Raw genomic sequence first — 18,039 nt, forward strand, 5'->3', positions numbered from 1 at the left:
GTGTAGCGTCGGGGCGTGCACGTCGTGGTCATGGGATGCGGACGAGTGGGGTCCTCGTTGGCCCGCAACCTGTCCGCCCGCGGGCACAGCACGGCCGTGATCGACTCCAATCCCGAGGCGTTCCGCCGCCTGGGGCCCGACTTCGGCGGGCTGACCGTGGCCGGCATGGGGTTCGACCGCGAGGTGCTGCGGCGCGCGGGCACCGACCGGGCCGACGCCTTCGCGGCCGTCTCCAGCGGCGACAACTCCAACATCATCTCCGCCCGTGTCGCCCGGGAGCAGTTCGCGGTGCGCAACGTCGTCGCCCGCATCTACGACGCCGGACGCGCCGAGGTGTACGAGCGTCTGGGCATCCCCACGGTCGCGACGGTCCCGTGGGCGGCCGACCAGGTCCTGCGCAGGCTGCTCCCGGCCGGTTCCGAGCCGGCGTGGCGGGATCCCTCGGGCCAGCTGCGGCTCGACGCCGTGTACGCGCCGGTGTCGTGGATCGGGCGGACGGTCTCGGCGCTGGAGGCTGCAGCGGGGGTCCGGGTGGCCTTCGTGACGAGGCACGGTGCCGGCGTCCTGGCCCGCGGCGACCTGGTCGTCCAGGAGGGCGACCACCTGAGCCTGTTCCTGCGTGAGGACGACGCCGAGGCGGTCCACCGCGTGCTGCAGCACGGCGGAGAGGCGGTCTGATGCGGGTCGCCATCGCCGGCGCCGGTGCGGTCGGCCGCTCGGTCGCGGCCGAGCTGCTCGAGAACGGTCACGACGTGCTGCTGATCGACAAGTCCCCCACGTCGATCCGCTCCGACGTCGTCCCGGGTGCCCAGTGGCTGCTCGCCGACGCGTGCGAGCTGTCGTCCCTCGAGGAGGCCCGGCTCGAGACGTGCGACGTCATGATCTCCGCGACCGGCGACGACAAGGTCAACCTCGTGGTCTCGCTGCTGGCGAAGACCGAGTTCGCCGTGCCCCGGACCGTCGGGCGGGTCAACCACCCGAGCAACGAGTGGCTGTTCAGCGAGTCGTGGGGGGTCGACGTGGCCGTGTCGACCCCGCGCCTGATGGCCGCGCTGGTCGAGGAGGCCGTCGCGATCGGTGATTTGGTGCGGTTGTTCACGTTCCGCCAGAGCAACACGCACCTGGTCGAGATCACGATGCGTCCGGACTCGCCCTACGTGGGGGCCACGGTCTCCGACGTCCCGTTCGCCGAGCACGCCGTGCTCGTGGCGGTCCTGCGGGACACCACGATCCTGACGCCGACCCCCGACCGCGTCCTGGCGGCGGGCGACGAGCTGCTGTTCGTCACGGCCGAGGGAGCCGAGACGTCCCTGGCCGGTCTGCTCAGTCCGGCGGAGTGACGCCGGCGAGCAGCTGCTGGGCCTCGCCGAGGTGGGCGTGCTCGACGAGCACCTCGTAACGGCTCGCCACGACGGTCTTGACGCTGCTGAAGTCCCGCTGCCCCCGGGTGGCCGCGTAGCCCAGCAGCGCCCAGATCGAGCCGAACCCGACGCCGAGGAGGGTGGCCGTCCCGACGATCCTCCACCAGTCGCCGTCCGGAGCGAAGAAGCCGATCAGGAGCCCGACGAACAGCCCCAGCCACACGCCCGACAGGGCGCCGCCGAGGGCCACCCGCGCCGTGGTCAACCGACCGGTGACGCGCTCCACCTGCTTGAGGTCGGTGCCGACGATCAGCACGTGCTGGACCGGGAACCCGTGGTCCGCGAGGTGGTCGACGGCCCGTTGGGCGTCGACGTACTCGTCGTGGACACCGAGGCTCTGCGGGTGGGTCAGCGAGAAGATGGAGGACACGCCGCGAGCCTAGCCGCGCTCCTCCAACGGGATGGAGTCACGGCGCAGCAGCCACGCCATCGCCAGCAGCGCAGCCACCTGCAGCGGCCAGCCCAGCACCACCTTGGAGGTTCCCAGCAGGGCCACCTGGTCGGCGGCGTAGAGCGGGTACTGCACGAGCACCCGCAGGATGCACGGCAGCGCCAGCAGCCAGGTGAGGCGCTGGCACAGCTTCACCAGGGCCGGTTGGCGGTGCCACGACGTCGCGTCGCCGGTCAGGCTGCCGATGAGGAACCCGACGACCGGCCATCCGACCAGGATCGAGAACACCAGCACCACCGCGTAGGCGCCGTTGTAGAGGATGCCCGGCAGGAAGACGTCCCGCGCCTCCCCCGACCGGGCCGCGAACACCGCGGCGATCGCGATCACGAACAGCGCGTTGACCACGAACTGCACCGTGCTGCGCTGCACCAGCCGCAGGACCAGCAGGGCCACCGCGAGCCCGATGCTGATCGTCAGCGACAGGCGCAGGTCGGAGCTGATGATCCAGGCCACCGTGAAGGCGATGGTGGGGGCCGCGCTCTCGACGATGCCCCGGCGACCGCCCAGGGCGGCGGACAGCTGGGCCCGGACGAGCTCCTCGACCGTCTCGTGCGACGGGACGGACGGCGTGCGCTCAGACATCGAGCACGTACTTCGGCTGGTGGATGGTGGCGGTGTCGCCGCGGCGGCCGACCCGGCCGTGCGCGGTGAGTCCGCGACCGACCACGATGCCGGCGATCTGTCGATGTCCGAGCCACACCAGTCGCACGACGCCGCCCGTGTCGGCGAACATCGCGTCGGCCGTGCGCAGGTCGACCTCGAGGCATCCGGCGCCGTCGACCTCACGGGTCCGGACGGCGTCCACCCGGCCACGGACCGACACGACCGGGCGGGCCGGCCGGGCCGGGAACGGTGCGTCCGGAACGGGCGGGCCGGAGGTCACCCGGTCGAGGGTCCTGCGCACGAGTCCGCTCACGGCGGGAGCCTAGGTCGCCCGGGGAGTGTCGTCGTCGCCCGGTTCCTGGCGGACGGCGCCGGAGGGCAGGGTCAGCAGGAGGGCCTCGCGCACGGCACGCGGTTCGTCACCGCGGACGACGATGACGTCGCGCAGCGCGTCGGCGAGCAGCTCGTCGGACTCCGGGTCGAGTGCGGCCGAGCCGAGGAACGTGCCGCGCAGCATCCAACGGGGTCCGTCGACGCCCACGATCCTGCTCGGCTGGAACCCGGCCTCTCCGCTCGGCAGGGTCACCGGGACGCGGATGCGCAGCTCGGTGCCGAACGGACCCTCGACCTCCTCGTGCTCGCCTTCGAGCCGGTCCACCTCGGCGGTGAGGTCGGCCCGGACCTCGTCCCACAGCCCGCCCGAGCGCGGCGCGGCGAAGGCCCGCAGCTCCAGGCCGGCGTCGTTGGTGACGAGCACGACCGAGCCGATCGTGCCGGCGTCACCGTCGGTCGGCATCTGGATGTTCAGTCCCATCCGGACGCGGACCTTCAGGGCCCCCAGGTCGACGTAGCCCGGCGCCTCGTCGCCGGCGCGCTCGCTGGCGTCCCACGGGCCGGCGGCGCGGGGTCCGGGGACCACCTCAGGAGCGACCGGCTCCTCGGTCGTGGTCTCGGTGTCAGTTGCCTTGCGGCGGCGCAGCGCCATGTCGGACCTCCTCCTCGGTGGCCAGGTGACCACCCGTGGAACCGTATCCCCCGGCACCACGCCCGGTGCGGTCGAGTGCGTCGACCTCGTGGAACACCGCGTGCTCCACCCGTTGCACCACCAGCTGGGCGATCCGGTCGCCCCGGGACAGCCGCACCGGCTCGGTCAGGTCGTGGTTGATGAGCACGACCGAGATCTCCCCTCGGTAGCCGGAGTCGATCGTGCCGGGGGTGTTGACCACCGACACCCCGTGCCGCAGGGCCAGACCCGAGCGCGGATGGACGAACGCGGCGTAGCCGGTGGGCAGGGCGATCGCGAGGCCGGTGGGGAGCAGTCGACGCTCGCCCGGGCCGATGACGGCGTCGACGGTCGTGACCAGGTCTGCGCCGGCGTCGCCCGGGTGCGCGTAGGCGGGCAGCGGGACCCCGGGATCGAGCCGGGTGAGCGCGATGTCGACCATGGCTCGACCCTAGCCCCGCGGCGCGCGCCCCGAGCCCACTGGGAGACTGGCACGGTGTCGTCCTCCCCACCTGCCGGTCACCGCGAGCGCCTGAGTCCGTCCCTGTCGTGGTGGGCGGCGGTCGCCGGGTTCGCCCTGACGTGCGGCTGGCTGGTGCTCGTCCTGGCGCCGCTGCTGGTGGCGGCAGGGGTGACGGTCGTGGTGGGCGCGGTCCTCGGCGCCGGTCTCGCCGCCTGGGGATCGCTGCAGATCGGTGTCGACGAGCACCTGCGGGCCGGGCCCGCGCGCATCGAGCCGCAGCACCTGGGCGCCGTCACGACGCTGGACCGCGCCGCCTACCGACACCTGATGGGGCCCGGGGCCCACGGCCGGGCCCTGCTGGTGACCCGCCCGTGGATCGACCGCGGGGTGCGGGTCGACATCACCGATCCCCGTGATCCCACGCCGTACTGGTTGCTGGGCTCGCGTCACCCCGACGCCCTCGCCGCCGCCGTCGAGCGCATCAGGCAGACTGGGACGACCCCGGACCCGGCAGCCGGCCGGACCGACGACGACGGAGGCGCATGACGGTGGCCCGCAAGCGTTCGAAGCCCACGACACCGCAGTCCCCTGCCCCCACGTCGAAGACGTCCGGCAAGGCGGCCTGGACGATCATCGACCGCAGCTCGATGATCGCCGCCGGGGTGCTCGCCCCGGTCGCGTCCGCCGGGGCGTGGCGCATGCTGACGGGGCGCAAGCCTCCCACCATCGACGGTGACCCCGACGTCGACGTCAAGGAGGCCATCGCGTGGGCGTTGGTCGGCGGCGCGCTCGTGGAGGTCGTCAAGGTCGTCGCCCGACGTCAGGCGGCGGTGTACTGGGTCAGGTCGACCGGTGAGCGACCGCCGAAGATGAAGCCCCGCAAGTAGGCGTCGGGGCAGGACCGCTCAGTAGGAGCAGTCGCGGCAGACGAGCCGGCCCTTGGACTCCTCGGCCAGCTGGCTGCGGTGGTGCACCAGGAAGCACGAGCTGCAGGTGAACTCGTCGGACTGCTTGGGGACCACCTGCACGGCGAGCTCCTCGTGGGACAGGTCCGCCCCGGGGAGCTCGAAGGACTCCGCCGCCTCGACCTCGTCCTCGTCGACCTTGCCGGAGTTCTTCTCGTGCCGACGTGCCTTCAGCTCCTCGATGGAGTCCTCGGACTGTTCTTCCTCGGTCTTGCGGGGCGCGTCGTAGTCGGTAGCCATGGGTTCCTCCAGCAGGTGCGTGCCCCATGGGTGGGGGCACGGTCGAAATCAGTCTCGTGACCGCGCCGTCGACGATCGGTGTGGGATCGTGCGTGCTCGGCCGGGCGATTGTTGCACACCTCCGCAAGGGCTGGAGGGTCAGAAGCCACAAGCACGGACGGCGGCCAGAAATTCCCCGATCAGTTCCGGGTGGGCCGCCACGACGAGCCGCTGGTCCGCGGGTCCGTCCAGACCGGTGACCGTGAGGCCGGCCTCGCTCGCGACCAGCCCCCCGGCGGCCAGGTCCCAGGCGTGCAGCCCCTGCTCGACGTACGCGTCGACCCGGCCGTCGGCCACGGCACACAGGTCCAGCGCGGCCGCTCCGGCCCGCCGGATGTCGCGCACCTGCGGGAGCAGGGAGGCCACCGCTGCCCCCTGGCGTGCACGGGTCCGCGGATCGTAGGAGAAGCCCGTGGCGACCAGGGCCCGGTCGAGGGTCGGCGGGTCGGGCGCCACCACCGGCCGACGCTCGTCACCGTCCAGCCACCACGCTCCCTGGCCCACCTCGGCCGCCCACTGCTCGCCCGAGGCCACGTTGACCACGTACCCGGCGACCACCCGGCCGTCGCGACGTGCGGCGATCGACACGGCGTAGGCCGCGATGCCGTAGACGAAGTTGACGGTGCCGTCGATGGGGTCGACCACCCAGTCGACGCCGCTGGATCCGGCGACGTCCTGACCCTCCTCGCCGACGAACCCGTCGTGGGGCCGGGACCCCAGGATGCGCTCGCGGATCAGCTCCTCCGTCGCCCGGTCGATCTCGGTGACGACGTCGGTGGCGCTGGACTTCGTCGCGGCGACGTCGACCCGGCCGGCGGGCCGGCGGTGCCTGATGAAGTCGGCGGCCTCACGGCCGGTCGACACGGCCAGCTCGAGCAGGGCGGCGTTCACGCGAGCGCGGTGCGCGAGGACCGGGCGTTGAGGCAGCATGTCGTCGAGCAGGCCGTGGACGAGACACCCAGATCGCCCACGGTGGCGCGTTCCGGGTCCTCGCCGCGCAGCTGAGCCGCCCGCTCCTCGACGAGCTCGCGGACCATCGCGACGAAGGCGGGGGCGTCGTCGGGGGTGGCGACCCGGACGAACCGCAGACCGAGCCGGTCGGCCGTGGCCCGGGCCTCGGTGTCCAGGTCGTAGACCACCTCCATGTGGTCGGAGATGAACCCGATGGGGACCACGGCGACGGAGGTGACGCCCTCGGCCGCGAGGGTCTCCAGGCGGTCGTTGACGTCCGGCTCCAGCCACGGCACCTGGGGCGGACCCGACCGGGAGCAGTACACGAGGTCGTGCCGGTCGGCCCCGACCGACTCGGCCACCAGACGCGCCACCTCCTGGTGCTGCGTCTCGTAGGCGCGGGCCCCGGGTCCGCCGCTGGCCTCGTTCATCGACTCCGGGATGGAGTGCGTGACGAACACCAGCCGCGTGTCCTGCGGAGCCTCGGCCAGTGCTGCGCGGGTCGCCTCGACGAACGGGCCGACGAATCCCGGGTGGTTGAAGTAGTGGCGCAACCGGTGCAGGGTCACCGGGTGGTCCTGGACCGCCTCGAACAGGTCCTCGCGGTACTGCCGGCAACCGGAGTAGGACGAGTAGGCGCTCGTGACGAAGCAGGCCGCATCGGTCACCCCGTCGTCGGCCATCTGCTGCAGGGTGTCGGCGAGGTACGGGTCCCAGTTCCGATTGCCCCAGTAGACCGGCAGATCGATGCCGTGGGCGGCCAGGTCGGCCTCGACGGCGGTGATGAGCGCACGGTTCAGGTCGTTGATGGGGCTGCGACCGCCGAACCCGAAGTAGTGCTCGCCGACCTCCTCCAGCCGCTCGCGGGGGATGTTCTTGCCGCGTGTGACGTTCTCGAGGAAGGGGACCACGTCCTCGGGAGCCTCCGGACCCCCGAACGAGACGATGAGCAGGGCGTCGAGGGGCTGCACGGGCATGGACCCATCGTCTCACTACAGTGGGCGTGCCGACATCGGGAGGGACAGCATGGCATCGCCGTACCGCGTCGTCCTCTCCCTGCCGGGCGCCGCCCTGTTCAGTGTCACGGGCACGGTCGCGCGCCTGCCGCTGTCGATGGTCGGTCTGGCCCTGGTCATCGTCGTCGAGCGCGCCACCGACTCCTACGCGCTGGCCGGCACGGTCGCGGCGGCGTACGTGTTCGCCGCCGCCGTGATGGCGCCGGTGCAGGGGCGTCTGCTCGACGAGTGGGGCCAGCGGCCGGTCCTGGTCGTCAGTGCTGTGGTCTACGGAGTGGGCATGACGGCCGTGGTCGTGGCCCTCGAGGCCGGCGTGGCCGTCCCGTGGACCCACCTGGCCGCGGCGCTCACCGGTGCTGCCACCCCGCAGACCGGCAACATGGTGCGGGCCCGGTGGACCCACCTCGTCGAGGGTCGTCAACAGCTCAACACCGCCTACGCCCTCGAGGCGGTGCTCGACGAGGTCGTCTTCATCGTCGGCCCCGTGCTCGCGACCTTCCTGACCCTCCAGGTCTCGCCGTACGCCGGGCTCGTGACCGCCGCGACCGCCGGGTGCGCCGGCTCGCTGCTCCTGGCCGGTCAGCGACGGACCGAGCCGCCGGTCGTGCGGCGCAGGTCCGGTGGCCGGGCGCCGCTGGACCGGCGCCTGCTCGGGCCCGTGGTCGCGGCCAGCGTCGGCATCGGCATCGTGTTCGGCTCCACCGAGGTGATCGTCGTGGCGTTCACCGACGAGCAGGGCCGGCCGGGCACGGCCGGGGTCGTGCTGGCCGTCTGGGCGGCCGGCAGCCTGGCCGCCGGCATTGCCGTCGGCCTCCTGCCCAGCCCTGTCGACGTGGTGGCGCGGCTGCGGGTCACCGTCACGGTGCTCGCCCTGACCTTCGTGCCGCTGCTGTTCCTCGACGGCGTCCTGCTGCTGGCGATCGGCATGTTCGTCGCCGGCGCAGCGATCTCGCCGACGCTGGTCGCCGCGATGCACCTGGTGCAGCAGTTCGTGCCTCCTGCCCGCCTGACCGAGGCCCTGTCCTGGACGACGCTCGGGCTGTCCATCGGGGTGGCCCCGGGAGCCGCGGCCGCAGGCTGGGTCGTCGACCACGCCCCGTCCGCCTGGGGAGCCTCCACGGCCTTCGGCGTCCCCTTGCTGGCCGGCCTCCTCGCGGCGGCCGTGGCCTGGTCCTTCCACCCGCCCCCACGTGGCGCGACGTCGTCCGCACCGGCACTAGGCTTGGAGACGCCATGACCGACGCCCCCGCACCGCCCGACAGCGCGACCCTGCCCGACCGTGCCGTGGAGCTGGTCCGCGAGTGGACCGGGTCCCGCGTCGCCCGCAAGCGTGCCGATCCGGCGGCCCGCCGGTTGGCGGACCTGCTGGCCGACCCGGACGGTCTCTCCTTCACGATCGGCTTCGTCGACGGGGTCATCAGACCCGAGGACCCCCGCGTCGCCGCGGCCAACCTGCGGCGGCTGGCCCGGTCCGTGCCCGGTTTCCTCCCGCGGAGCCAACGCGTCCTGCTGCGTCTGGGCGCCCTGTTCTCCCGGCTGTTCCCGGCCTTCGTGGTCGGCCGCGCCACCGCTGTGCTGCGCCGGCTGGTGGGCCACCTGGTGGTCGACGTCCGCGACCGCCCGCTCACGCGAACCATCGCAAAGCTTCGGTCCCGGGGCGACCGGCTCAACCTCAACCTGCTCGGCGAGGCCGTGCTCGGCGAGGCCGAGGCGGCTCGTCGTCGTGAGGCCGTCACCGGCCTCATGCAGCGCGACGACGTCGACTACGTCTCGGTCAAGGTGTCGGCCGTCGCCAGCCAGCTGTCGCTCTGGTCGTTCGAGCAGACGGTCGACCGGGTCGTCGACCAGCTGGTCCCCCTGTACGAGACGGCCGCCTCCGGTGCCGTGCCGACGTTCGTCAACCTCGACATGGAGGAGTACCGCGACCTCCACCTGACACTGGCCGTGTTCACCCGCGCGCTCGACCGGTTCCCGGACCTCGAGGCGGGCATCGTGCTGCAGGCCTACCTGCCGGACTCCCTGCAGGTGCTGGGGCGGCTCCAGACCTGGGCCTACGAGCGCCACCTCCGCGGCGGGAAGCCGGTCAAGGTGCGCATCGTCAAGGGCGCCAACCTGGCGATGGAGCGGGTGGACGCCGAGATCCACGGCTGGCCGCTCGCGACCTGGGGGTCGAAGGTCGAGACGGACGCCACCTACAAGCGCCTGCTCGACCTGGCGATCCGCCCCGACCGGGTCCAGGCCATGCGCGTCGGGGTCGCCGGTCAGAACCTCTTCGACCTCGCCTGGGCCTGGCTGCTGGCCGGCGACCGCGGCGTGCGCGACGCGGTCGACGTCGAGATGCTGCTGGGGATGGACGCGGGGCCCGCCGCCGCGGCCCGCCGCGACATCGGCGCCCTGCTGCTCTACACCCCGGTCGTGCACCCCGACGAGTTCGACACGGCGATCTCGTACCTGGTGCGCCGGCTCGAGGAGAACGCCAGTCCCGACAACTTCATGTCGTCGGCCTTCAGGATCGCCCGGGAGCCGGACGCCTTCGCGTTGGAGGAGTCACGGTTCCGCGCCTCCGTGGCCGCCATCGGCGGGCTCGACGCGACGCCCCGACGCGTCCAGGACCGCCGGGACGAGGGCCGCCGGTCCGATGCCGGGGCCTTCAGCAACACCCCCGACACCGACCCGTCCGTCGCCGGCAACCGCGAGTGGGCCGGCCGCGCGCTGGCCCGGGCGTCCTACACCCAGGTGGGCACCGTCACGGTCGCCGACAGTGCCGTCCACGGCCCCGCCGGTCTGGAGACCGTCATCCGCTCCGCGCGCGCCGCGGCGGCCGACTGGCAGGCGCGCACCCCGGAGGTCCGCGCCTGGCTCCTGCACCAGGCCGGCCACGCCCTGGCCGCGCGCCGCAGTGATCTCGTCACCGTGATGGCCGCCGAGGCGGGCAAGACGGTCGCCGAGGCCGACGTCGAGGTCAGCGAGGCCATCGACTTCGCGCACTACTACGCCGAGTCCCTGCGCCGCCTCGAGGTCGTCGACGGCGCCCGGTTCGTCCCGGTCGGGCTCACCGTCGTCGCCCCTCCGTGGAACTTCCCCGTCGCCATCCCCGCAGGGTCCGTCCTGGCGGCCCTCGCTGCGGGCAGCGGGGTCATCATCAAACCGGCGCCGCAGGTGCCCCGGTGCGTCGCGGTGGTCGTCGAGGCACTGTGGCAGGCCGGGATCCCCCGCGACCTGCTGCGCTACGTGGCGCTGCCCGAGGGACCGCTCAGCAAGGCGCTGATCTCGCACTCCGACGTCGACCGGGTGGTCCTCACCGGGTCCTGGGAGACCGCGGCCCTGTTCCGCTCGTGGCGCGCGGACCTCCCGCTGCTCGCCGAGACCAGCGGCAAGAACGCCCTCGTCGTCACACCGAGCGCCGATCTCGACCTCGCGGTGGCCGACCTCGCGCGCAGCGCCTTCGGTCACGCCGGCCAGAAGTGCTCCGCCGCGTCGCTGGGCATCCTGGTCGGCAGCGTCGGCACCTCCGAGCGGTTCCGGCGGCAGCTCGTCGACACCGTCACCTCGATGGTGGTGGGACATCCCGAGGACCCCACGAGCGTCATGGGCCCGTTGATCGAGCCTCCGGGGGACAAGCTCACCGACGGCCTGACGCGCCTCGGCGACGGGGAGTCCTGGCTCATCGAGCCGCGCCGCCTCGACGACACGGGGCGGCTCTGGTCACCGGGGGTCCGCGTGGGGGTGCGGCCGGGCAGCGAGTTCCACCGCACCGAGTACTTCGGACCGGTCCTGGGACTGATGCACGCGCCCGACCTCGACACCGCGATCACGTGGCAGAACGCGACCGACTTCGGCCTGACCGCCGGCATCCACGCACTCGACGTCGACGAGGTGCGCACGTGGGTCGACCGGGTCGAGGCCGGCAACCTCTACGTCAACCGCGGCATCACGGGCGCCATCGTGCAACGGCAGCCCTTCGGCGGGTGGAAGCGCTCGTCGGTGGGCGCCACCGCCAAGGCCGGCGGGCCCAACTACCTCACCCGGCTGGGTGGATGGGAACCCCGGCCGCTGCGGGCCGCCCGGGGTCGTACCGAGATCTCCGCCGAGGTCACGCACCTGCTCAGCGCGATGTCGCCGATGGTCACCAGCCAGGAGATGCAGTGGCTCTCCGCGGCCGCCGAGTCCGACCAGGTCGCCTGGGAGCGCGAGTTCGGCGTGGCCAAGGACGTGTCCGGTCTGGCCTGCGAGCACAACGTGTTCCGCTACCTCCCGGTGCCGGTCACCGTGCGGGCCGAGTGGGGCCGCTCCGGGGGCACCAGCACCGAGCACGGGCTGCGCGACCTCCTGAGGGTGCTGCTCGCCGCGCGACGCGCCGGCGCACCGGTCACCGTCAGCTCGGACCTGCCGCTCCCCCGCGGGCTCGACGTCCCGAGCCGGATCGAGTCCGGGGCGGCCTGGACGGCACGGCTGTCCGAGGACCGGCCGCAGCGGGTCCGACTCGTCGGGGCCGACCACCGCGTCGCGGCACGCGCCGTCGACGGCGACCCGGACGTCGCCTTCTACACCGACCCGGTGACGCAGTCGGGCCGGGTCGAGGCGCTGCCGTTCCTGCGCGAGCAGTCGGTGACGATCACGAACCATCGGTTCGGGCACCCGGTCGACGTCTACGACGACCTGTTCGACCGGGCCTGACGCTCAACCGCGGTCGGTGCCGGGCGGCAGGGGCGCGACCCAGCCGCGCGTCAGGGCCAGCAGCCGCCACACGACGGCCACCCCCACGGCCGCGGCGTACCACCCCACCGGCCACCCCTGGTCGTGCACGATCGCGGCGAGCAGCGCCCCGGCGAAGGCCGGGGTGGCATAGAGCTCCTCGCGGAAGATCACCGGCACGCGGGCGGCCAGGACGTCACGCATCATGCCGCCGCCGATCGCGGTGAGCAGACCCAGGACCGCGGCGGCGAACACGTCGAGTCCGGCCTCGTGCGCCTTCACCGCCCCGGCGACGCAGAAGATCCCGAGGCCGACGGCGTCCAGCACCTCGATCTGCTTCTCCATCCGGCCGACCGTGGGATGGAACCAGAACACGACGGCCGCGGTGACGGCCGGCACGACGAGGTAGCGCGAGTCGACCAGGGCCGCGGGCGGCACCGCCCCGATGAGGAGGTCACGCAGCACGCCACCGCCGAGCCCGGTGATCATGCCGAGGACCAGGGCGCCGAACACGTCGAGCTCCTTGCGCACCGCCACCAGCGCGCCGGTGCTCGCGAACACCGCGATCCCCACCAGATCGAGGACCAGCAGCCAGGTCGTGGACACGGGCCGACCGTATCGCGCCGCCCCTGCGCGACCGGCGCGCCGCCGCCGAAACGTCGGGCGCACAGGTGACAATGACCGAAGAGCGATCGGAGGCGACATCATGCGCGAACTCGGTCCGGACCGGCTGAGCCACGACGGGACGCACCTCCTGGCTCGCGACCCCCGGACCGGCGAGCAGTTCAGCCTCCCGGTCGACGACCGGCTCCGGCGCCTGCTCGACCTGGCCGCCGCTCGCACCCGATCGGGCCGTGCCGACGGCCAGATGGAGATCACCATGGAGAGCTCACTCAGCCCACGCGACATCCAGTCCCGGATCCGCCGCGGGGAGTCACCCGCGTCCGTCGCCGACTCGGCCGGTGTGCCGGTCGAGCGCATCGCCGGCTTCGCCGCGCCGGTGCTGGCCGAGCGTCAGTACATGTGCGAGCAGGCCCGCACGACCCCGATCCGGCGCAAGCACGTCGGCGGTGCCGGGGTGGCCATGGGCACCCTCGTCGACGAGCACGTCGTGGCCACCGGCGGGGTGCCCGAGGACGTCGAGTGGGACGCCTGGCGACGCGAGGACGGCCGCTGGACCGTCACCGTCCGGCCCTCGGGCGCCGAGACCGCGGCGACCTTCCTGTTCGACGTCAAGAGCCGCTACGTCCTGCCCGCCGACGAGGCCGCGCACGACCTGGTCGGCGACGTCGCCCTGCCCGACAGCTCCGACATGGCGATCGCCGACGCCGTCCGCCCCGAACCGGTCGTCACGGCCGCCGAGGTGGCCGCCGAGACGGCGGCCGAGGACCTGGCGCTCCACGCGCCCGTCGCGTCGCTCAAGGAGGCGCGCGACCGCCGCGCCCAGGGTCAGCTCTCGCTCGCGGACCTGACCGACCCGTCCGACCACCAGCTGTCCCTGCCCGACAGCCGCGTCGAGCCGGAGCCTGCCGAGCGCCAGGACGCGCACGACCCGGCCGACGACGAGGACGGCCGCAACCGCAAGAAGCACGAGCGTCGTCGGGTGCCGAGCTGGGACGAGATCATGTTCGGCGGCAAGGACGCCTGACCGCCGCGCGGCTCAGTCGAACGGCAGCACGTCCGGCGACAGGGCCGCTGCGTGGGCCGATGCTGCCGTCAGGCGGCGGCGGTGGTGGCGGCGGCACAGGACCTCGTAGCCGACCGACGCGTCAGGGGCCCGTTGGGCCTCCACGTCACCCACCACGATGACCTCGCCCTCGGTCACCATGGCGCCGTTCTCGGTGCGGGCGTTGTGGGTGGCGCGTCGGCCGCACCAGCACAACGCCTCGACCTGGAGGGTGTGGACGTGGTCGGCGAGCTCGACCAGCCGCGAGGAGCCTTCGAACAGGCGCGTGCGGAAGTCGGTGAGGATGCCGAAGGCGAACACGTCCACGGACAGCTCATCGACGACCCGGGCGAGGTCGTCGACCTGCCGGCGGGTGTAGAACTGCGCCTCGTCACACACGAGGTAGTCGATGCGGCCCCCGTGGGTGAGCCCGCCCACCACGTGGTCCCAGAAGTCGAACTCCGGCGTGACCTCGAGCGCGGTGACCGACAGACCGAGTCGGCTCGACAGCGTCGCGGTGCCGGCCCGGTCGTGCGAGGTGAAGACCTGTCCGACCCGGCCACGGGCACGGTGGTTGTGGTCCAGCTGCAGCGCCAGGGTGCTCTTGCCGCAGTCCATCGTGCCGCTGTAGAAGTTCAGCTGCGCCACGCTCGTCCCTCCTCCGGCCGGTCGGCCCGTCGCCGGCCCCTGCAGATTACCGTCCGGTGAGGGGGTTCCCGTGGCGCCCTCCGGGTACGTGCACCGCATGCGCGTCGACGCCGGAGCGAGCTCGTGACGACGGTCGCCTGCACGACCGTGGGGTGCCTGCTGGTCCTGGTGGCGCTGCACGACATCTTCGCCACCCTGTGGCACCCCGCGGCTTCGGCACGATCGCCCGCAGGGTGTTCGTGCTGACGTGGCGGGCCGGTCGCGGTTCCGGCCGGCGGTCGAGGTCCACCGAGCTCGCGGGTCCCGCTGCCATGGTGCTGACCGCCGCCACGTGGACGGCTCTGGTCGTCGCCGGCTTCGCGCTGGTGTACCTGCCCCGGCTCCCTGAGGGGTTCACCCGCGGGCCGGCCGCCGACCCGGGCCTGCTCGATGCCGTCGCCGTGTCCGCCGTCGCCGTGACGACGCTGGGCCTCAGCGAACTCACTCCTGTGGCCGGACCGCTGCGGATCGCCGTGCCGGCCCAGGCGTTGGTCGGGTTCGTGCTGCTCACCGCGATCATCTCGTGGGTCCTGCAGGTGTACCCGGCCCTGGGACGACGCCGGACCCTGGCCCGCAGGCTCGGCATCCTCGCCGAGGTCGGGGCTGATGAGACGCTCGCCGACGGCGACCCCGCCGTGGTCACGAGCCTGCTGACCGAGATCCAGGCCGGGGTGACGGCCGTCGAGATGGACCTGATGCAGTACGCCGAGACCTACTACTTCCGCGAGCAGGACCCCACCGTCCGCCTCGCGGAGCAGCTGTCGGTCGTCCCCGACCTCGTCGACGCCGCCGCACGCTCGGACTCGGCCGAGATCCGCCTGGCCGGACGCATGCTCGGTGCCGGCCTGCGGGAGCTGTCCAGGCGTCTGGAGCAGGACTTCCTCCCCGGCCGCTCCGTGGACGTGGTGACGGCCTACCGCGACGACCACCGGTAGAGCGCGCGCCCCGGGGACGCGGTCAGCCCGTGCGCGACGGTGCTGGCCACGACGACGAGCGAACCCGCCGCGAGGACGACCGGGGGCAGGTCGAGACGCTCGGCCTCGAGCGTCAGGTAGAAGATCGCCGAGACCCCGACCGGACCGAACCAGCCGACGAACAGCGCGTCCCTCCACGGCAGCCCCAGCGGGCGCGCCAGGAGCAGCAGCACCGGGACGCGACGCAGGGCCAGTACGGCCACGACGAGTGCCGGACCCCGCCACCCCAGGTCCCACCAGTCCTGCCAGGGCGCGGAGGCACCCAGCACCACGAACAGGGGCAGCACGACGAAGCGGTTGACGGCCTCGTCGATCGCGACCTCCGACGTCCGCTCCGTGGCCGAGCTGACGAGGTTGAACACCAGCCCCCCGACGAAGACCGCGAGGACGCCGTCGGTGTGGGTCAGCCCGGCAGCGCCCAGGATGGCCAGCGCCAGCACCAGGGTGAGGATCAGGGCGGGGCCGTGGGCGGTGGCTCCGCGCTGCTCGCCCCGGCGCAGGGCATGTCCACCGAGCCAGCCGATCACGGCACCGATGACCACCGCACCGAGCACCTGGCGCAGGGACTCCACGGCCGCCGCACCCGCCGTCGCGGGGCCGGCGATCGCGACCGCACCCAGCACCAACGGCAGGGCGAGTCCGTCGTTGGCGCCGGACTCCACCGACAGGATCTCCCGGTCGGCCGCCGGCAGGTCACGCTCGGCGGGCTCGCCGGTCACCGCACTGGAGGCGAGCACGGGGTCCGTGGGACAGATCGCCGCACCGATCAGTGCGGCGGTCCCGAGCCAGACGCCCAGGATCCAGCCGCTCACCACCGACGACACCACCGCCATGGCCGGCATCGCCACCAGGAGCAACCAGACCAGCGGACGGGCCCGTCGGGCGAGGACCGAGACCGGGTACCTCAGCGCGACCGCCATGACCGAGACGGCCAGCAGCACCCTGGCACCCTCGTGCAGAGGTCCCGGCTCCGCCACGACCGACGGCACGTCGAGAGCTCCGGTCACCGACGGGCCGAGCAGGAGTCCGACCCCGAGCGCCACCAACGGTTCGGAGAACGGCAGGCGGCGCAGCGTCCGGGACAGCACGGCGACGACCAGCCCCAGCAGTCCCACGACGAGCAGCAGAAGGTCCAGCACCTCCGGCAGGTACCCCGTCGCCCCCGGGGCACACGTCAGCCGGTCGCGACCACCAGCGGGATCCGGAGCTCGGCCTCGGTGACCGACCCGTGGAAACCGGCCATCATCATCTCCAGCGCGAACTCGCGCGAGCTGAAGACGGCGAAGTCGTCGAGCGCCGCCACCACGACGTCGCCGATGCGTCCCGACACCTCGGGGCGCACGGGTCCGAACCAGTCGCCGGCGTCCTCGCGACGCCGCACCAGCACCCGGTCGCCCAGCTCGGCGCGCCACCGCTCGGCGACCGCCTCGGGCTGCCGGGTGTAGACGTGCCGGAACCGCGCCTCCCCGGCCAGCAGGTCGACGTCGTCGAGCAGCCGCGGATGGGCGTCGACGTCGAACCGGCCCTCGGCCGGGAGGTCGATCATGCCGTGGTCGGCGGTGACGACCAAGGTCGTGTCGGCGGGCAGCTCGGCCCGCAGCTCGGCCAGCTCCCGGTCGACCGTCACCAGCATGTCGCGCCACTCCTGCGAGGTGCACCCGTGGGCATGGCCGGTGTGGTCGAGCCGCGACTCGTAGGCGTACACCGCGGCCCGGTCGGCGGTCTCGACCACGTCGAGCACCACGTCGAGACGTTCCCAGACGGACTTGACGCCGTGGAACGGGATGCCGCGCTGACTGCAGAGGGTGAGCGCGGACCCCTCGAAGCGGGCGTCGTTGACGGTGCCGACGGCCACCCCGGCCGCTCCCATGCACTCCAGGATCGTGCCGTACGGCTGCCACCGGAGGGGGTCCACGTCCTGGTCCCACGTGAGGGAGTTGATGCGGGCGCCCGTCTCGGGGACCCGGGCGGTGTACCCGACGACGCCGTGCTCGCCGGCCCGCCGACCGGTGCCGAGGGAGGTCAACGACGTGGCGGTGGTCGACGGCACCCCGCACACCAGGTCGGGGACGGACGGTTGCGAGCTGAGGAACGGCGCCAGCTCGGCGTGCTCACGCAGCAGCGTCTCGCCGAGTCCGTCGACCAGCACCAGGACGTAGCGACGCGCGGGCGGCAGCCCGAGCGGGTTGTCGAAGCCCTCGACGCCGAGCGCTCCGGCGACCGACGGCCAGATCTGCTCGATCGAGTGCCGCTGACCGGGACCGGGAACGATCACGCGTGGCCGACCGCGGTGCCGGCGGCCGTGGCGGCCGACAGGTGACGGGCGAAGTCCAACAGCTGCACGACGGCCTGCCCGCCGTCGGCGGCAGCGGCGAGCCGCAGCGAGAAGTCGTCACCGGTGGAGGTGCCGGTGTAGCCGTGGTCGGCCTCGCACTCGGGGTCGTCGCAGCGGGCCGGCTCGAGGTCGAGCCGGGACACCGCCCCCCACCCGATCGTGAGGAGCGCCTCCTCCAGCTGCGCGTGGTCGGTCGCCACCATGCGGGTGACGACGACCGAGCGGATCTGGGCCAACGGCACGGCCTCGGAGGTCGTGGAGGTGTAGGGCTTGGGCAGCAGGTCGTCCGGCGGGTGCTCGTCGGTGTGGACGAGCACCACGCGCGAGGGGGTGAGCACCAGGACCGTCATGTGTCGCCGGATCTCGTCGCGGTCGAAGGTCGGCTCGTGATGGGCCACGAAGGCCCGGACCTGCTCGCCGGCCACGGCGTCGTGCAGACCGCCGGCCACGATCTCGGGGTAGTACCCCGCGCGGGACACGGCGGCGAACAGCTCGTCGGTGCGGTCGGCGCTCATCGGCCCACCCCCGTC

The 18,039-nt window shown here is 73.1% G+C and carries 21 protein-coding genes; 8 read left to right on the forward strand and 13 right to left on the reverse strand.

Annotated elements, in window-relative coordinates; genetic code table 11:
• The first annotated feature begins 30 nt into the window (after positions 1 to 30).
• Both HMPREF0063_RS06760 and HMPREF0063_RS06765 read left to right on the forward strand, forming a co-directional pair.
• Complete coding sequence (locus HMPREF0063_RS06760) at positions 31 to 678, forward strand: potassium channel family protein (protein ID WP_342610519.1); 648 nt, start codon at positions 31 to 33, stop codon at positions 676 to 678.
• Complete coding sequence (locus HMPREF0063_RS06765; RefSeq protein WP_007077915.1) at positions 678 to 1,340, forward strand: potassium channel family protein; 663 nt, start codon at positions 678 to 680, stop codon at positions 1,338 to 1,340. Before HMPREF0063_RS06760 ends, HMPREF0063_RS06765 begins: the two co-directional genes overlap by 1 nt.
• Here HMPREF0063_RS06765 and HMPREF0063_RS06770 read toward each other — a convergent pair.
• The 5 genes from HMPREF0063_RS06770 to dut are packed head-to-tail and all read right to left on the reverse strand — an operon-like array spanning position 1,324 to position 3,920.
• Positions 1,324 to 1,791, reverse strand: a complete 468-nt coding sequence (locus tag HMPREF0063_RS06770; RefSeq protein WP_007077916.1) for a YflT domain-containing protein — start codon at positions 1,789 to 1,791, stop codon at positions 1,324 to 1,326. The two genes, HMPREF0063_RS06765 and HMPREF0063_RS06770, sit on opposite strands and share 17 nt — an antisense overlap.
• Before the next feature lie 9 nt (positions 1,792 to 1,800).
• Positions 1,801 to 2,454 (reverse strand): DUF3159 domain-containing protein, encoded by a 654-nt coding sequence (locus HMPREF0063_RS06775; protein ID WP_007077917.1) that lies wholly within the window; start codon positions 2,452 to 2,454, stop codon positions 1,801 to 1,803.
• Complete coding sequence (locus HMPREF0063_RS16940) at positions 2,447 to 2,788, reverse strand: single stranded DNA-binding domain-containing protein (RefSeq protein WP_007077918.1); 342 nt, start codon at positions 2,786 to 2,788, stop codon at positions 2,447 to 2,449. The genes HMPREF0063_RS06775 and HMPREF0063_RS16940 overlap by 8 nt, the downstream gene beginning before the upstream one ends.
• 9 nt (positions 2,789 to 2,797) lie before the next feature.
• The gene (locus tag HMPREF0063_RS06790) at positions 2,798 to 3,460 is read right to left on the reverse strand and encodes a DUF3710 domain-containing protein (protein WP_007077919.1); all 663 of its coding nucleotides are present in this window, start codon (positions 3,458 to 3,460) and stop codon (positions 2,798 to 2,800) included.
• A complete protein-coding gene (dut, locus tag HMPREF0063_RS06795) occupies positions 3,432 to 3,920 on the reverse strand; it encodes a dUTP diphosphatase (RefSeq protein ID WP_007077920.1) in 489 nt (162 codons plus the stop codon). Before dut ends, HMPREF0063_RS06790 begins: the two co-directional genes overlap by 29 nt.
• Before the next feature lie 54 nt (positions 3,921 to 3,974).
• Here dut and HMPREF0063_RS06800 point away from each other — a divergent pair, with 54 nt between their 5' ends.
• Positions 3,975 to 4,487 carry a DUF3093 domain-containing protein gene (locus tag HMPREF0063_RS06800; protein WP_007077921.1) on the forward strand — a complete coding sequence of 171 codons (513 nt, stop codon included), beginning with the start codon at positions 3,975 to 3,977 and terminating at the stop codon, positions 4,485 to 4,487.
• Between the two features lie 2 nt (positions 4,488 to 4,489).
• Complete coding sequence (locus tag HMPREF0063_RS15720) at positions 4,490 to 4,828, forward strand: DUF4235 domain-containing protein (protein WP_169309970.1); 339 nt, start codon at positions 4,490 to 4,492, stop codon at positions 4,826 to 4,828.
• Positions 4,829 to 4,846: 18 nt separating this feature from the next.
• On the opposite strand, the gene HMPREF0063_RS06810 is transcribed toward HMPREF0063_RS15720, so the two are convergent.
• The 3 genes from HMPREF0063_RS06810 to HMPREF0063_RS06820 all read right to left on the reverse strand — a co-directional run bounded on the left by HMPREF0063_RS06810 (position 4,847) and on the right by HMPREF0063_RS06820 (position 7,113).
• Positions 4,847 to 5,146, reverse strand: coding sequence for a DUF4193 domain-containing protein (locus HMPREF0063_RS06810; protein ID WP_007077923.1), 300 nt, complete (start codon positions 5,144 to 5,146; stop codon positions 4,847 to 4,849).
• Positions 5,147 to 5,284: 138 nt separating this feature from the next.
• Positions 5,285 to 6,076: an inositol monophosphatase family protein gene (locus HMPREF0063_RS06815; protein ID WP_040320629.1), complete on the reverse strand. Its 792-nt coding sequence runs from the start codon at positions 6,074 to 6,076 to the stop codon at positions 5,285 to 5,287.
• Positions 6,073 to 7,113, reverse strand: a complete 1,041-nt coding sequence (locus HMPREF0063_RS06820) for a ferrochelatase (protein WP_007077925.1) — start codon at positions 7,111 to 7,113, stop codon at positions 6,073 to 6,075. Before HMPREF0063_RS06820 ends, HMPREF0063_RS06815 begins: the two co-directional genes overlap by 4 nt.
• A gap of 49 nt (positions 7,114 to 7,162) precedes the next feature.
• On the opposite strand from HMPREF0063_RS06820, the gene HMPREF0063_RS06825 reads away from it, so the two are divergent.
• Together HMPREF0063_RS06825 and HMPREF0063_RS06830 are read left to right on the forward strand one after the other, a co-directional pair.
• Entirely contained in the window at positions 7,163 to 8,389 is a 1,227-nt protein-coding gene (locus tag HMPREF0063_RS06825; RefSeq protein ID WP_007077926.1) for an MFS transporter, read from the forward strand.
• Positions 8,386 to 11,829, forward strand: coding sequence for a bifunctional proline dehydrogenase/L-glutamate gamma-semialdehyde dehydrogenase (locus HMPREF0063_RS06830; RefSeq protein ID WP_007077927.1), 3,444 nt, complete (start codon positions 8,386 to 8,388; stop codon positions 11,827 to 11,829). Before HMPREF0063_RS06825 ends, HMPREF0063_RS06830 begins: the two co-directional genes overlap by 4 nt.
• 3 nt (positions 11,830 to 11,832) lie before the next feature.
• Here the strand turns inward: HMPREF0063_RS06830 and HMPREF0063_RS06835 are convergent, their stop codons facing one another.
• Positions 11,833 to 12,453 carry a trimeric intracellular cation channel family protein gene (locus HMPREF0063_RS06835; protein WP_007077928.1) on the reverse strand — a complete coding sequence of 207 codons (621 nt, stop codon included), beginning with the start codon at positions 12,451 to 12,453 and terminating at the stop codon, positions 11,833 to 11,835.
• Between the two features lie 100 nt (positions 12,454 to 12,553).
• On the opposite strand from HMPREF0063_RS06835, the gene sepH reads away from it, so the two are divergent.
• Positions 12,554 to 13,495: a septation protein SepH gene (gene sepH / locus HMPREF0063_RS15725; protein WP_007077929.1), complete on the forward strand. Its 942-nt coding sequence runs from the start codon at positions 12,554 to 12,556 to the stop codon at positions 13,493 to 13,495.
• Between the two features lie 12 nt (positions 13,496 to 13,507).
• Here the strand turns inward: sepH and HMPREF0063_RS06845 are convergent, their stop codons facing one another.
• On the reverse strand, positions 13,508 to 14,161 hold the full coding sequence (locus HMPREF0063_RS06845; protein ID WP_007077930.1) for a thymidine kinase: 654 nt from the start codon (positions 14,159 to 14,161) through the stop codon (positions 13,508 to 13,510).
• A 197-nt stretch (positions 14,162 to 14,358) separates the two neighbouring features.
• Between HMPREF0063_RS06845 and HMPREF0063_RS06850 the strand changes: the two genes are divergently transcribed.
• A complete protein-coding gene (locus HMPREF0063_RS06850) occupies positions 14,359 to 15,135 on the forward strand; it encodes a hypothetical protein (RefSeq protein ID WP_083788871.1) in 777 nt (258 codons plus the stop codon).
• Here the strand turns inward: HMPREF0063_RS06850 and HMPREF0063_RS06855 are convergent.
• From HMPREF0063_RS06855 to HMPREF0063_RS06865, 3 genes are read right to left on the reverse strand one after another with little or no spacing between them, the layout of a single operon-like run.
• Positions 15,114 to 16,313, reverse strand: coding sequence for a cation:proton antiporter domain-containing protein (locus HMPREF0063_RS06855; RefSeq protein ID WP_007077932.1), 1,200 nt, complete (start codon positions 16,311 to 16,313; stop codon positions 15,114 to 15,116). The two genes, HMPREF0063_RS06850 and HMPREF0063_RS06855, sit on opposite strands and share 22 nt — an antisense overlap.
• A 35-nt stretch (positions 16,314 to 16,348) precedes the next feature.
• Entirely contained in the window at positions 16,349 to 17,449 is a 1,101-nt protein-coding gene (locus HMPREF0063_RS06860) for an alkaline phosphatase family protein (RefSeq protein ID WP_007077933.1), read from the reverse strand.
• Positions 17,446 to 18,024: a DUF5998 family protein gene (locus tag HMPREF0063_RS06865; RefSeq protein ID WP_007077934.1), complete on the reverse strand. Its 579-nt coding sequence runs from the start codon at positions 18,022 to 18,024 to the stop codon at positions 17,446 to 17,448. Before HMPREF0063_RS06865 ends, HMPREF0063_RS06860 begins: the two co-directional genes overlap by 4 nt.
• Positions 18,025 to 18,039 lie beyond the last annotated feature (15 nt).

Origin of the sequence: Aeromicrobium marinum DSM 15272 (assembly GCF_000160775.2) — a bacterium.
Classification (GTDB): domain Bacteria; phylum Actinomycetota; class Actinomycetes; order Propionibacteriales; family Nocardioidaceae; genus Aeromicrobium; species Aeromicrobium marinum.